The following is a 12985-nucleotide window of genomic DNA, read 5'->3' as shown; positions in this document are numbered from 1 at the left end:
CGCGCGCCTCCGAGCGTCCACCGGGCGTGAGGAGCGCGTGCGAGGTCGCCGGCGCGACGCGCCGGCTGCCAGAGGGACCTCCGGTCCCTCGCTGGAGTCGGTGGTCCGGAGCGAAGCGAAGGACCACGGACGAGGCTGGGGAGGCGTGAGGCTGCGGCGCTGTGCGGACGGGTGGGATTCAAAAGGGCAGTCGCCGACGGCAACGCCGCCGGCTGCCAGAGGCGCGAAGCGCCTCGCTGTCACCGGCGCTACGCGCAGGTTGCAAGCGAGAGCTTCGCTCTCGCCCTGCCGCGACGGCTCGCGCACCTTGTTGCGCGCTTCAGTCGCTCGCTCCGCTCGCACCTTCCAGTGCTTACGTCGGTGTGCTTCGTCCTCGCGGCTGGGGCTTTGGAGGTGTACGCCGTACCCGTGTCAATCAACGAGTACCGAACGCGGTCAGGGGCAACGTCCGCCACTGTCACGCACCCTTTACCAATCGACTCCCAAACGGGCACAACGCGATGGCACGCGCGAGCACCGGGGCCCGCCTCCACTTCGGCTTCTGCAACCTCAGCCTCTCGCACGAGCGGCTGTACGGCGCCCTCGGCCTCGGCCTCGCGGAGCCGCGCGTCGTCGTGGACGCGGAGCCTGCGGACGGGGTGACCGTCGACTCGGTAGACCGCGTCGACGCCGATCCCGCCACCCGCGACGACCTCCGCGGGTACGCGCGCACCGCCGCCGACCTGCTCGGCGTCGACGGGGCGCGCGTCGCCGTCCGCGCGTCGCTCCCGCGCCACGCCGGGCTCGGGAGCGGGACCCAACTGGCCGCCGCGACGCTCGCGGCGGTCGCGGCGGCGCACGGGAAGGACCCCGAAATTCGGGAGCGCGCGCCGGCGCTCGGCCGCGGCGGGCGCTCGGGCGTCGGCGTCGCGACCTTCGAGGCGGGCGGGTTCGTCCTCGACGCCGGCCACCCCACCGCCCGGTTCACGACCGACCGCCCCGCGGACGGCGAGTGGACCGTCCCGCCGGTGGCCGCCCGCCACGGGGTGCCCGCCGACTGGCGCTTCCTGCTCGTGCGTCCCGACGCCGACCCCGGTCGGAGCGGGGACGCCGAGGACGACGCGATGCGCACCGCGGTCGAGCGCGCGGACCCCGGACTCGCCGACCGCATCGGCGGGATCGTCACCCGGCGGGTGCTCCCCGCGGTCGCGACCGGAAACGCCGAGCGGTTCGGCGCCGCGGTCGCGGAGATCGGCCGACTCAACGGCGCCTGGTACGCCGACGAGCAGGGCGGCGTCTACCGCCCGCCCGTCGGCGACGTGGTGGCGTCGCTGTCGGCGTCGGCCGCCGTCTTCGGCGCGGGACAGTCCTCCTGGGGTCCGACCGTGTACGGCGTCACGGACGCCGCCAACGCCGACGCCGCGGCGGCCGCGGGCGAGCGCGCGCTGGGGGAGGCGGACGTGACCGGGTCGGTCGCGGTCGTCCGCGCGGCCGACGGCGGGGCGCGGGTGACGGAGTGACCGGGCGAGCGCGCGCTGTCCGCTCCCGCCCCGCGACCCCCGGACGAGCAACAACACTAAGCGGTGCGGCGACCCCGTACGGGACATGACGAGCGTTCCCTTCGGCGTCGCCCGCCTCGACTCGATCCTCGGCGGCGGCGCGCCACCGGGCACCGTCGTGCTGCTCGCCGGCGAGTCCGGGGCGGGCGCGCGCGAGTTCTGTTACACGAGCGCGGCGATGAACGCCCTCGGGCGCGCCGACCCGGCGCTGTTCGACCTGTATTACGGGGACCTCCACGCGGACGCCGCGCTTCCCGACGAGGTCCACTACCTCTCGTTCACCGCCGACACGGACGCGCTCACCCGCGAGATGGGGTACACGATGACCGACGAGATCGTCGACGCCGCGATCGACGGGATCGCCTTTCGGGACCTCTCGCCGGAGTACTTCCAGCTGAGTCCCATCCCGCGCGACTGGTACGAGGACGAGACGACGTCGATCACGGAGCTCGGCGACCGCGGGGAGTACGAGGACGTGCTCACGGCGTTCGGCGACTACCTCTCTGCGAACGCCGACGGGAGCGTGGTCTGTATCGACTCCGTCACCGACCTCGTCTCGATGGTCGACGAGGACACGGAGTGGAGCGACGTGGCGATGGTGATGAAGGGGCTCAAGAAGGCGGCCTACCAGTGGGGCGGGCTCATCCTCGTGTTGGTGAACACCGACTCGATCACGGAGAAGGAGTTCGGCGCCCTGATGGACGCCGCGGGCGGCACCCTCCAGTTCACGTGGGAGAGCGGCGGCTCGCAGCGCGCCCGGACCATGTTCGTCCGCGAGTTCCGCGGCGTCCTCTCGCGGCTGGAGGCGGAGAACATCGTCCGGTTCGAGACCGAGATCCACGAGGGGGGCTTCGACATCAGCGACGTGCGAAAGATCCGGTGAGGGCGCTCGCGAACGGCACGGAGCCACCTCCCGGGGAGCGTCGCCGAGTATCGATCCAGAGAACGGCGCGACAGATTACTTAAGGCTCCTCTCTAAACGGGGCGTAGATGACGGGGGACCCGCGATGAGCGACCTCGATCCGATCGACGGGGCCGTCGACGCCGCGATCGAAGCCGCCGCCGGTGAGGCAGGCATCGGCCGCGAGGAACTGCTGAAACGCGCAGTCGTCGCGCTCGCGGAGGACGAGGGGATCGACGTCCCGGACGCCGAAGAGGTGGCGGCGATCGAGTCGCGGCTCGACGCCCTCGACGCCGAGGTCGACGAGAAGGTCGACGACCTCCGCGGGCGCTTTGTCAAGCTCTACCGAGATCTCGGGGCGAAGGCGCCCGCCGACCACGCGCACGCCGAGACGACCGACCGGCTGGACGCGCTCGCGGACGACCTCGACCGGATCGCGGACCGCCTCGACGACCTCGAGGCCGACGCGGCGACGCGGTCGACCGGCGACGAGGCGATCGAGGAGCGCGCCGGCGACCTCGGCGACCGCCTCGCCGACGTCGAGGCGCGGGTGGACGACCTCGCCGAGTTGGAGGCGCGCGTCGACGCGATCGACGCCGACGACCTTGACGACAAGCTCTCTCGGGTCGCGAGCGCGGTCGTCAGGGTCCGACGCCGCCTGGAGGCGGCCGAGCGCGACCGCGCCGACCGCGAGCGCCTCGACGCCCTCTCGGCGGCTGCGAACCGCAACGGCGTCCGGGAGGCGGCCTGCACCGACTGTGGCGAGACCGTCGACGTCGGCCTGTTGACGACGCCCGAGTGTCCCCACTGCGGACGGGCGTTCGCCGAACTGGAGCCGAATCCCGGATTCTTCGGCACCTCACGGCTCGTCGCCGAGGACCGATCGGCCCTCGACGGCGACGTCGACGACGAGAGCGGGGCCGTGAGCACCCGCGACGCCGGGGGAACCCGATGAGCGACGGGGGGGACGGTCAGCGGCGTGACTCGGATTCCGACGTGTTCGACTCCCTCGGCGAGCCCGACAACGACGCCGCCGACCCGTTCGAGCAGATGGACGCCGCCGACCCGTTCGAGCAGATGGACGTCGACGACCCGTTCGAGCAGATGAACGTCGACGATCCGGCCGAGGAAGACATCTGGCAGTCACTCGACGCCGACGCCGGTACTGCCACCTGGTCAGACGACGGCGCCGAACGCGGCGGGGAGACGTCGGCTCCCGGCGAGGGCGACACCGAGCACGTCGTCTCCAAGCGGACGTACTGCCAGCAGTGTCCGCACTTCACTCCGCCGCCCGAGGCGGCGTGCGCTCACGAGGGAACGACCGTCGTCGAAGCGGTCGGCTTCGACGAGTTTCGCGTGCGGAACTGCCCGATGATCTCGGAGGAGGACCCCACGTTCGACGTCGACCGATCATAACCCCTATCGGTTACCCTTCGTCGGAGCGCACACGTCGACGGTTTCTGAACAGCCTCAAGCTTCCCATGCGCAGATCGGCGCAACGGTGGGAACCGTCGTCAAAACGTGGACACGCGAGATCGAGTTCGGGCCGGGGGCGCTCACCGGGTCGATAGGGGATTCGATTACGGTCATCCCGCTCGTCGCCGCGCTGGCGACCAACCTCGGCGCCGCGTTCCTCCTGGGGATCGTCGTCCACCTCGCGTGGGTGCGGATCGGCGAGAACGGCGACAGTTTATAAACGGACGGCGGTGCGGTGGCGCGCGCCTCTGAGCGCCCGAAGGGCGCGAGGAGCGCGCGCGAGGGAGTCGGTCGCCGCAGGCGGCCGACGAGGCTGGGGAGGCGTGAGGAGCGGTGCTGTGCGGGCGGGCGGGACTCAAAGGGGCAGTCGCCGGCGGCAACGCCGCCGGCTGCCAGAGGCGCGAAGCGCCTCGCTGTCGCGAGGACGAAGCACGGCGACGGAAGCACCGCAGCAAGGGAGCGAAGCGACCGAGCGAGGAGCGCACCGAGCCGCGCGAGTCGTCGCGACTTGGGCTTTGGAGGCGGTCATCGTATCGTCAGCGCGATCCACTCATAAATACAGTCCTAACCGATACTTGTACCGAGCGTAGTCACGGGAGCTAAACCGCTCGATACCCTACCCTGACGCATCTATGCAGTTCTGTGACGACTGCGGCTCGATGATGGTCTCTCGGGACGGAGAGATGGTGTGTCAGAACGACGACTGCGGCGGCACCGCCGAGCGCGACGAGGCGCTCGCCGCCGAGTTCGAGTCGACGGCCGAACAGACCGGCGACGAGGTGATCGAGACGGAGGAGGGCGCGAACTTCGAGGGGAAACCCACCGCGACCGACGTCGTCTGCGACGAGTGCGGCCACGGCGAGGCGTGGTACACGATCAAACAGACCGGCGCCGCCGACGAACCCCCGACGCGCTTCTTCAAGTGCAAGGAGTGCGGCCGTCGCTGGCGCGGCTACAACTGAGACGGAACCCGAGCGTGCGTCGGACGGGCGATGACCGGACCGGTCTACGGGTCGATCCGTTCTAACGCGAAGCTGCTGTGACCGTGTGATTCGAGCGAGAGATACGTCAACTTCATGCCGTTCTCCGCGCAAAACTCGTGAACTGCGGCGATGACGCCGTACCACTGCCCCCGAGGGACATCACCGAGGCAGTAGTCGTGTCCGGCGATGACGCCGTCGGATTTTACCTTCTTTCTGGCGATCTCCAGCTCTTTCAGGGTTCGCTCGTACGCGTGGGTGGTGTCGATGTACACCCAGTCGAAGAATCCGTCTTCGAAGCGTTCGAGTGCGACGTCCGGTCGCTCCGACAGGACTTCTACGGTTCCGTCCGCGATCCGGTCCGCACATCTGGCTTTCACCTCCTCCACGCTCCGGTCGCTGTACTCGTTCGACTCCCAGACGTCGATCACGTACAGTTCGTCGGGGTCGGTGATCGAGAGGATCTTCTCGGAGAACGACCCCTCGTCAGCCCCCAACTCCGCGACGCGCCCGCCTTGCGGGAACGCTTCCAGCATCTCCTCTCGAGACGGGACGACCTCGGCGTCCCGGACCTGTTCCTCCGAGAGCGTCTTCGGCACGGAGTCCCGCCCGTGAGGGGTTTTGACCCGATCCGGTTCGTAGAAGACCGAAGCGTGTGCGCCCCTCAGTACGGGATACGCTCGCTCCGGGATGAGATCCACGACCCCCCCCTTCAGTTTATTGAGGAATGTTGTCACGAGCCATAACAGTTGTCCGTGTCGGTCTTATAACTGTCCCCTCGTTGACCGCTACGTGTTACTCGCCGCGCAACCGCGGCCCGAAAAACGCCGCCACCGCCGCTCCCACGTCACCGGACCGCCCGACGAAGAAGTGGTCCGACTCGAACGCCTCCGTCTCGATTCCCAGCGCTCTCGCCCGCTCGACGACGGGCTTCCAGTCGGCGGTCGAGTCGCGGGTCGCGTACAGGATCCGGGCCGGCACGTCCAGATCGGCGAGCCCGTCGAGGGCGGCGACCGCGTCGACGTCGGGGTTCAGTCGGGCCGTCGGCGCGAGCGCGCAGACGCCGGCGAGTCCGGGGCGCGAGGCGGCCATCACGAGCGCCACCGTCGCCCCGAACGAGAAGCCGAAGAGCCCCACGCGGTCGTAGCGCTCGACCGCCCACGCGACCGCATTGTCGGCGTCCGTGCTCTCGCCGTACCCCTCGTCCCAGTCGCCGTAGTCGAACCGGAGGCAGTCGACCCCGCGCTCGGTCAGCGCGTCGCTCGCGGCGGTCAGGCGCTCGTCGCCGCGGTGGCCGCGCTGCTGCGGGTGCGGCGGACAGGCGACGACGACCGCGTCGACCCCGGACTCGTCGTCCGCGGCGCGGTCGAGACTCGCGCGCACATCGCGGCCGCCGGGGATGAGGACGGTGTCGCTCACGGGACTAACGGGCGTGTCGCCGGTTAGGGCACCTGTGTCACGCGGTCGACGTCGTCGAGCGCGGCCAGGTCCTCCGCGAGCGCCTCCTGGTCCACGCCGGCCTCGTAGTAGAACACCAGGTCGAAGGTCCCGTCGCGGAGGAGCTGCTGGCACTCCCAGACGAACTCCTCGTCCTCGAGGGTGAGCCCCTGGAACTGGTTCGAGGAGAAATTCGTGTCGTCGTTGCCGGCCTCGATGTACGCCTCGCCCTTGTCGGCGTGGTCGGCGATGACATCGTTGACGGCGACCGTGAGCTCGTGCATCTCCAAGTCCTCCTGCCCACCGAGCGTCGTGTGGACGATACAGCCCACGAGTTCGATGTCGCCCGGCTCCAGCAGGGCCTTCGTCCGCGTGTAGAGGTCGGAATCGACGGTCTCGCTCATGGTCGACCCTTCCGGCTCCGGTGATAAACGGGTGACGGTTCACACGTGAACGGTATCTTCCCGGCGAGCGAGCGGAAGCCGCAGCCGCTCAGTCGCCGAGGCGAACCACCGGACCGTCGGACCCCTTGTCAACGTCGACGAGCCCGTCGTCGGCGAGGTCGTCGACGAGCCCGCGGAGCCACTCCCGCCCGTATTCGCCGTCGGGTGCGTAGTCGACGCGAACGCGGGGACCGAGCTCGTCGAGCGCCAGCGCGTCGTACTCGCCGAGCGTCCGGACGACCCGCCCGCGGAACTGCCGGCGACTCCCCTCGAAACTCGGCTGCTCGGGCACGTCGGGCGCGGTGAAGTCACCGGTTCGGTAGGCGTGACACCAGCCGCGCCACGGACACCCCGCCTCGTCGCAGCGCGGCGTCGTCCCGCAGGCGACGCCCCCGAGCTCCATGATCGCGTTGTTCCAGACGCGGGACTCGCCCTCGGGCATCACCCCAGAGGCGACCCGCGCGAACGCCGTGTCGTCGTCCGAAACCGCGAACGCGCGGTGGAGCACGCGCTTCACGTTGGTGTCGACGACAGCGTCGCCGTTGTCGAAGGCGAACGAGGCCACCGCGTTGGCGGTGTAGGGGCCGACGCCCATCAGCGCCTGCAGTTCGTCGGCGGATTCGGGGAACTCGCCGCCGTAGTCGTCCTCCACCTGGCCGGCGGCCTCGTGGAGGTACTTCGCCCGGTTGTTGTAGCCGAGCGAGTGGGCAGACCAGAACGCGACCACGTCGCCGCGGTCGGCGGCGGCCAGGTCGGCGGTCGTCGGCCACTCGTCGAGGAAGTCCTCCCACGCGGAGACCACCCGACCGAGCTGCGTCTGCTGGCTCATCACCTCGCTGACGAGGATCTCGTATGGGTCCTCGGTGCGGCGCCACGGGAACTCTCGGTGGTCGGCCTCGTACCAGTCGGTCAGCGCCTCGCGGACCGCCCCGAGGTCGGCCGGCAGTTCCGGGGCGTCGCCTTCGGTGAGTCCCTCGGTGCCGCCGTCCGTGCGGAGGGGAGCGTCCGAATCGGTCATTGCTGTCGGTCGGGTCGGCGGTCGTTTATCGGTGCTGGTCCTCGTCGGAACGGGTCGGGATCATCGAGCGCGGATCGCGGTCGGGACCGGGGTACGTGCCGCCGACAACTTCGGGATAGAGGCTCTCTGCCGAGAAGACGGTCGCGAACGCCCGCGGCTCCCGGACGCTCACCGGGAGGCGGTCGCGGAGCCCGGCCGCGGTCCGCGCCCCGGTAAGCGACGGGTCGAGGCTCACGACCTGCATCGCGGCGCCGCGGTACGCCGACGCCAGCGCCGGGTGGTCGCCGGCCGGGTGGGCGACCGGCTCGCGCCACGCCTCGACCGCGGCGCGCCAGTCGGCCGCGAGGTCGGCGTCCGCGAGCGCGGAGACCACCGCCGCCGCGTCGTCGAGGAGCGCGTCGCTGGCGACGAGCGTCGTCCACGAGTGGGCTCGGAGCGCGTCGAGCGCCTCGCGGGCCGCGCCGCCGACGAGGAGGTCCGCCGCGAGGGCGTCGGCGTCGACGACGACGCGGGCGGGACTCGGCTCGCGGTCGACGGGGGAGAGGTCGTCGTCCTCGGCGCCGGCGTCGGACTCGTCTCCGTTCCCGGGGCTCGACCGGCGGTCCGCGAGCGCGGCGCACACCGCGTCCTCGGTCGCGTCGTACTCGGCGGCCCGCTCGAACAGGTCGACGAATGTCATGGCTGGACCGAGGTCGGCCACGGATATCGGTGTTGCGACTGCGCACGCGGACGGCCCCCCTGATGCCCGTCAGCGGCCGCTCGGTCGATCGGGTCCGAAGCCTCACTCGAGGCGGTCCGCGAGGTCGTGGAACCCCTCGATGACGATGTCCGGATCGGGACCCAACTCCTCCGTCGGCAGCGTCTTTCCGGGACGGGAGACCCACGCGGCCGACATGCCGGCGTGTTTCGCGCCCCAGACGTCGCGCATCCCGCCGCCGGACGCGTGCAGTATCTCCCCGATCGGCGTGTCCGTCCGCTCGGCCGCGTGTTCGTAGATCCGCGCGTCCGGTTTGTACGTCTCGACCTCGTCGGCGCTGATCGCGTCCGTCACGACGTCGCCGAGGCCCGCGGCCGCGACGAGGTGCTCCAGCATCTCTGGCGAGCCGTTCGAGACGATGTACACCTCGTAGCCGGCGTCGGTGATCCGCCCGATCCCGTCCTCGACGTCGTCGAAGATCGACAGCTCGTCCTCGTACACGGTGCGCCGGATCTCGTCGCGCGTCGCCTTCGGCACGTCGTGTCCGTTCGCTTCGAGGGCGTATCGGAGGCCCTGTCCGATGAGTTCCCAGAACGGTTGGTAGGCCTCGATGTCGTTCGCGATCATCGAGTACTGGAGGTACTGCGCACGCCACAGCTGTGAGACGCTCTCGGCGTCTTCGAGCCCCTCGACGTGCGCTTCGAGCACCGCCTCCTGCGAGCCGATGTCCACGAGCGTGCTGTACGAATCGACGGTGACGGTCGAGACGGAATCGAAGTCCATGGTCGTGGGACCGCGCCACACACCATAACCATGGTGAAGCCGGCTATGACGACCATCGGCCGATCGATCGTCGCGGGTCAGCGGGAGTCCTTCCACCGACGTGTAGACAGAGCTGTGTTCGTGCAAGGGGTGGACGACAGAAAGAGCCTAGGCCGAGATTTGAACTCGGGGTCTCGTCGCACCGTCGGGCGGTTTCACGCCCTCGGTGCTGAGTCACCAACGGACGCGCCGTTTACGCGGGCTGTACCCAGACAGCCTATGAGCCTGAAACCGACGCCGCCGCACGAAGCCAAGAACCGATTCCTCAACGACAAGAAGCCGGGCGTCACTCGGAAGACGCTCAAGAACTACCGGACGTCCCTACGCCAGTTCTGTGACTGGCTAGACGACCAGCAACTCACGAACCTCAACGACCTCGACAGCGAACTTATCCAGCGATACAAGGAACACCGGTTGTCCAAGGTCAAGGTCATCACGGCCCGACAGGATATGATGACCATCAAACAGTTCATCGAGTTCTGCGAACACATCGCGGCTGTTCCACGGGGAATGGCCGATATGGTTCGGATACCCTCGGTCAACGAAAACGACGAAATATGTGACGACCTCCTCACCCGGAACGAAGCCACCGAGCTGTTAGACTTTCTCGGGAAGTACGAGTACGCCAGCAACCGACACGTCACTCTGCTACTCCTCTGGAAAACGGGGATGCGTCTTAGCGGTCTCCGGACGCTCGACAAGGGGGACTTTGACGAAGGACGTCCGGCGCTGGAACTCCGCCACCGACCCATGGAGGGAACGCCACTCAAGAACAAGGAACGGAGCGAGCGAGACGTACTGACAACTCCAGAGGTGGCCGACGTCGTCCGTGACTACATAGATATGAACCGGAAGGACGTCACTGACGACCACGGCAGAGAGCCGCTACTGACGTCCAAGAGTGGCCGCATCGTAGAGACGACTATACAGCGGTACGTCTACACGGCGACCCGTCCCTGTACCTACAACGGCGGGAACTGTCCGTTTGACCGAAACCCTGAAAATTGCGAGGCTATGTCGTGGAACGCCTCGTCTAAATGTCCCGGTTCGGTTAGCCCGCATGCTCTACGTCGGGGCTATGTCACGGCGGCGCGGAACGCGGGACAGCCCAAGGACGTGACTGGGGAACGAGTCAACATGAGCGGGAAGGTGTTGGACAAACACTACGACAAGGGCTCAAGCGCGGAGAAAGCTAAGAGACGGAAAGAACATATCAGAGATATCTAAAGGGCTATACCCGCAGCATACTATCTTTTCTTAGTTCACGTCCAATTCCCGGAATTTCTTCCTCTGGGCCAACGTGTAGTCTTACTTCGCTTCGAGACCATACCAAAAATACACGGAACGTCTCGGCCTCCTCAAATCCATCTAAGTCAACCTCGGCTCGCCCCATCCCAGTTTCAATGTCATCGTGAGTGAAAGCAAGTTTGTTTTTTGATGTCTTTGTAAGCCGCATAATTGAGCGACCAGATGAAGAGTGAACATCTAGAATCCTCAGAAATCCCTCTTCAGAGAATAGGTTTCCCCGGCTCATGCGAAAATCAAGAGTTGCCTCCGTCTGGTCAAGTTGCTCTCGAAAACTCTCTAGTCGTTCTTCAGAAAAAGACGCGTCCATATCATCAGATATCGGAGATGGCTCAACCATAGAAGACGGGTCAGATTCGCCTCCATACTCATGGACTTCGCCTATGTTGATTTGATTGTTTACATAGTCACCGCCGGAACCACCCGAACCAATGAAACCCCCACCGCCACCGCCGCCCGCTCCACCAGAATTAGAGTCAGAACCACCTCCACCGCTACCGCCCGTACCACCGAACAGACTCCACCCAGTTCTAGACATAACAGCCTCTGTGCCGGAGATAATTCCAATAGTCAGGCTTGTGGCACCTATCATCACTCCGACTACGGTGATATATTGCCAGTCTGTATTCATCGCAATCGGCCATGAAAGGGAAAGAGAAATACCAAGTGCGACCACCGCCTTCAGAATATCTTTCACAAGTAAATCGAATCTGTAGGTCAGATGATTTAATTGTTATTCTATCCTGTGTACTGTAGCTAAAGGGAATCCTTCATAGGCAAAGGACTGCGCTCAACTGGACCATATCCAGCGGAAACACAGGCAGGTTAGGCTCTGTTGAAATCATCAGCGAGTGACATATTTTGACCCAGTCGCGGTCAGTACATTGGAAGGGAGTACCATGATTCACCCAGAAATTTTAATAAATGTATGACTGAGTAAGATGCGTGACAGAAACGACAATAATACGTCAGGAGGTCAGGCCGGATAAAGTAAACAAGCTGAAAGGGTGGATGGAAGAAGCCAATGACTGGAAGTCGGAGATAATCGAAACCTTACAGCATGAGGGTGTGAAAACGGAATCGACATTTTTAGAAGAATCTTCAGACGGCACATTTCTTGTGACTTATATGGAAGCAGAGAACCTACAGGAAGTTCAGGAAGCATTTGAGGATTCTAATTACGATATCGACATAGAATACAAAGAACTTGTCCAAGAGTGTTTAGTTGACGGTCAGCCAGTAGGCAATTTTGAGCCACTCTATCACGCCACAAATCCTGATAGATAAGCAGCTCTCATCGACCGGCTGTTTCACATGATATTATGTCTGAAGAATGGGATTTCAACAGAGCCGGAGGTTATTACACCACTCTGGAAGGGGGCTTCCTGACCTACGTTACCTGTCTCTCAACGACAAGCGGTTTCCCGTGCGCGTAAGGCCGTTTAGTCGCCTAAAGAGGCAGGAACGCGGCTCACCGTCATTCTGTAATATGCTGATAGTCCTACCAGAACCGCCTCATTCTGCTCTATTGAAAATGCGGTACGGGAGCGGGATCATAGTGTTTTAGTGAGCTTCTTGAGGTTGTTGAGGGCGAACGAGAGGATGATCTCACGGAACTGTCGGTACCAGAATTGCGAACGCAGGGCGGAGTCCTGCGTTCGCTTGACCGTCGAGTAGGATGTTTCCGACATCCACCGCTGTGTATAGCCTTTTGCCCGGATCAGCGCGTTGTTTGCTGCTGCCTTCGGGGTCGATCCACGGTACTGAATGAGGTAGTCCACATCTAATGCTGCGATCTCGTATTCGGTGTGCCAATCTTGAAATCCGTTATCGGCAGCGACGGCCCGCAGGTCGTCCGCGTTCCGGCGGACGACCCGCGGGCCAGCCTTCGTGTCGTGTTCACGCTCGATACAGCAATGCACGTCCAGCACCGCTAACGACTCTGTATCGGTCAGCGTCGTCGCTTTGATCGTTTTGACGCTGCGGCCACGCCGCTGGCGGTAGTACTGCGAGGCTTGGTTGCGTTCGAAGAACGTGCTGTCCAGCGCGACGTGACCAGACTGCGGGTGTTGCTGCGCGGAAATGCGCAGCAACGCCCGCCAGATGTACATCGCGTAGCGGTCGAACGAGTGGTAGAACGTGGTTGGATCAGGCGGCGCATCCGGGTGGATACCAAGGCGGTCGCAGACCGCCGGCATGAGACTCAGCCGGTCAACGAGTTCGGCGTAGCTGTGTCCCTCTTCCTTGCGAATACAGTGAGCGACGATATGGGCCTCGCGGGCTTGCCCGCGAGGCCCATATCGGCGCTCACTGTATTCGCAAGGAAGAGGTACAAAGCTACGGCGTACGAGTTGGCCAGCTTAAGCTG

Annotated in this window: 14 protein-coding genes and 2 pseudogenes; 8 read left to right on the top strand and 8 right to left on the bottom strand. The window is 65.5% G+C overall.

Features of this window, described 5'->3' with window-relative positions; all coding sequences use genetic code 11:
- Positions 1 to 500: 500 nt before the first annotated feature.
- The 6 genes and pseudogenes from R6U01_RS04675 (at position 501) to R6U01_RS04650 (ending at position 4877) form a co-directional block, all read left to right on the top strand.
- Positions 501 to 1499: a beta-ribofuranosylaminobenzene 5'-phosphate synthase family protein gene (locus tag R6U01_RS04675; protein ID WP_410285296.1), complete on the top strand. Its 999-nt coding sequence runs from the start codon at positions 501 to 503 to the stop codon at positions 1497 to 1499.
- Positions 1500 to 1584: 85 nt separating this feature from the next.
- A complete protein-coding gene (locus tag R6U01_RS04670) occupies positions 1585 to 2421 on the top strand; it encodes an RAD55 family ATPase (protein ID WP_410285295.1) in 837 nt (278 codons plus the stop codon).
- A gap of 124 nt (positions 2422 to 2545) precedes the next feature.
- Positions 2546 to 3420 (top strand): annotated as a pseudogene (locus tag R6U01_RS04665) (hypothetical protein); the annotation flags it as partial.
- A gap of 15 nt (positions 3421 to 3435) precedes the next feature.
- A complete protein-coding gene (locus R6U01_RS04660; RefSeq protein ID WP_410285348.1) occupies positions 3436 to 3855 on the top strand; it encodes a hypothetical protein in 420 nt (139 codons plus the stop codon).
- Positions 3856 to 3940: 85 nt separating this feature from the next.
- Positions 3941 to 4135, top strand: coding sequence for a hypothetical protein (locus R6U01_RS04655; protein WP_410285349.1), 195 nt, complete (start codon positions 3941 to 3943; stop codon positions 4133 to 4135).
- A 412-nt stretch (positions 4136 to 4547) separates the two neighbouring features.
- A complete protein-coding gene (locus tag R6U01_RS04650) occupies positions 4548 to 4877 on the top strand; it encodes a transcription factor S (protein ID WP_410285294.1) in 330 nt (109 codons plus the stop codon).
- A gap of 44 nt (positions 4878 to 4921) precedes the next feature.
- Here R6U01_RS04650 and R6U01_RS04645 read toward each other — a convergent pair whose 3' ends face one another.
- The 6 genes from R6U01_RS04645 to R6U01_RS04620 form a co-directional block, all read right to left on the bottom strand.
- Complete coding sequence (locus R6U01_RS04645; protein WP_410285293.1) at positions 4922 to 5494, bottom strand: class I SAM-dependent methyltransferase; 573 nt, start codon at positions 5492 to 5494, stop codon at positions 4922 to 4924.
- Between the two features lie 196 nt (positions 5495 to 5690).
- Complete coding sequence (locus tag R6U01_RS04640; RefSeq protein ID WP_410285292.1) at positions 5691 to 6314, bottom strand: CocE/NonD family hydrolase; 624 nt, start codon at positions 6312 to 6314, stop codon at positions 5691 to 5693.
- 23 nt (positions 6315 to 6337) lie between these two features.
- On the bottom strand, positions 6338 to 6736 hold the full coding sequence (locus tag R6U01_RS04635) for a DUF5778 family protein (RefSeq protein WP_410285291.1): 399 nt from the start codon (positions 6734 to 6736) through the stop codon (positions 6338 to 6340).
- Positions 6737 to 6824: 88 nt separating this feature from the next.
- Positions 6825 to 7793: an A/G-specific adenine glycosylase gene (locus R6U01_RS04630; RefSeq protein WP_410285290.1), complete on the bottom strand. Its 969-nt coding sequence runs from the start codon at positions 7791 to 7793 to the stop codon at positions 6825 to 6827.
- 25 nt (positions 7794 to 7818) lie between these two features.
- A complete protein-coding gene (locus tag R6U01_RS04625) occupies positions 7819 to 8472 on the bottom strand; it encodes a hypothetical protein (protein ID WP_410285289.1) in 654 nt (217 codons plus the stop codon).
- A 102-nt stretch (positions 8473 to 8574) separates the two neighbouring features.
- On the bottom strand, positions 8575 to 9273 hold the full coding sequence (locus R6U01_RS04620; protein WP_410285288.1) for a haloacid dehalogenase type II: 699 nt from the start codon (positions 9271 to 9273) through the stop codon (positions 8575 to 8577).
- Between the two features lie 258 nt (positions 9274 to 9531).
- Between R6U01_RS04620 and R6U01_RS04615 the strand changes: the two genes are divergently transcribed.
- Positions 9532 to 10539 carry a tyrosine-type recombinase/integrase gene (locus R6U01_RS04615; RefSeq protein ID WP_410285347.1) on the top strand — a complete coding sequence of 336 codons (1008 nt, stop codon included), beginning with the start codon at positions 9532 to 9534 and terminating at the stop codon, positions 10537 to 10539.
- Between the two features lie 4 nt (positions 10540 to 10543).
- Here the strand turns inward: R6U01_RS04615 and R6U01_RS04610 are convergent, their stop codons facing one another.
- Positions 10544 to 11314: a hypothetical protein gene (locus R6U01_RS04610; protein WP_410285287.1), complete on the bottom strand. Its 771-nt coding sequence runs from the start codon at positions 11312 to 11314 to the stop codon at positions 10544 to 10546.
- A gap of 248 nt (positions 11315 to 11562) precedes the next feature.
- Between R6U01_RS04610 and R6U01_RS04605 the strand changes: the two genes are divergently transcribed.
- Positions 11563 to 11904, top strand: a complete 342-nt coding sequence (locus R6U01_RS04605; protein WP_410285286.1) for a DUF6176 family protein — start codon at positions 11563 to 11565, stop codon at positions 11902 to 11904.
- 266 nt (positions 11905 to 12170) lie between these two features.
- Here R6U01_RS04605 and R6U01_RS04600 read toward each other — a convergent pair.
- Positions 12171 to 12920: pseudogene (locus R6U01_RS04600) on the bottom strand (transposase); the annotation flags it as partial.
- Between the last annotated feature and the right edge of the window lie 65 nt (positions 12921 to 12985).

This window comes from Halorubrum sp. (genome assembly GCF_046498025.1).
Classification (GTDB): domain Archaea; phylum Halobacteriota; class Halobacteria; order Halobacteriales; family Haloferacaceae; genus Halorubrum.
This window is presented reverse-complemented; position numbering and strand designations above follow the sequence as displayed.

Excerpts from the sequence above, each read along its gene's own strand:
- R6U01_RS04675 (WP_410285296.1), top strand. The coding sequence starts at position 501 with ATGGCACGCGCGAGCACCGGGGCCCGCCTCCACTTCGGCTTCTGCAAC.
- R6U01_RS04670 (WP_410285295.1), top strand. The coding sequence starts at position 1,585 with ATGACGAGCGTTCCCTTCGGCGTCGCCCGCCTCGACTCGATCCTCGGC.
- R6U01_RS04650 (WP_410285294.1), top strand. The coding sequence starts at position 4,548 with ATGCAGTTCTGTGACGACTGCGGCTCGATGATGGTCTCTCGGGACGGA.
- R6U01_RS04635 (WP_410285291.1), bottom strand. The coding sequence starts at position 6,736 with ATGAGCGAGACCGTCGATTCCGACCTCTACACGCGGACGAAGGCCCTG.
- R6U01_RS04630 (WP_410285290.1), bottom strand. The coding sequence starts at position 7,793 with ATGACCGATTCGGACGCTCCCCTCCGCACGGACGGCGGCACCGAGGGA.
- R6U01_RS04625 (WP_410285289.1), bottom strand. The coding sequence starts at position 8,472 with ATGACATTCGTCGACCTGTTCGAGCGGGCCGCCGAGTACGACGCGACC.
- R6U01_RS04620 (WP_410285288.1), bottom strand. The coding sequence starts at position 9,273 with ATGGACTTCGATTCCGTCTCGACCGTCACCGTCGATTCGTACAGCACG.
- R6U01_RS04615 (WP_410285347.1), top strand. The coding sequence starts at position 9,532 with ATGAGCCTGAAACCGACGCCGCCGCACGAAGCCAAGAACCGATTCCTC.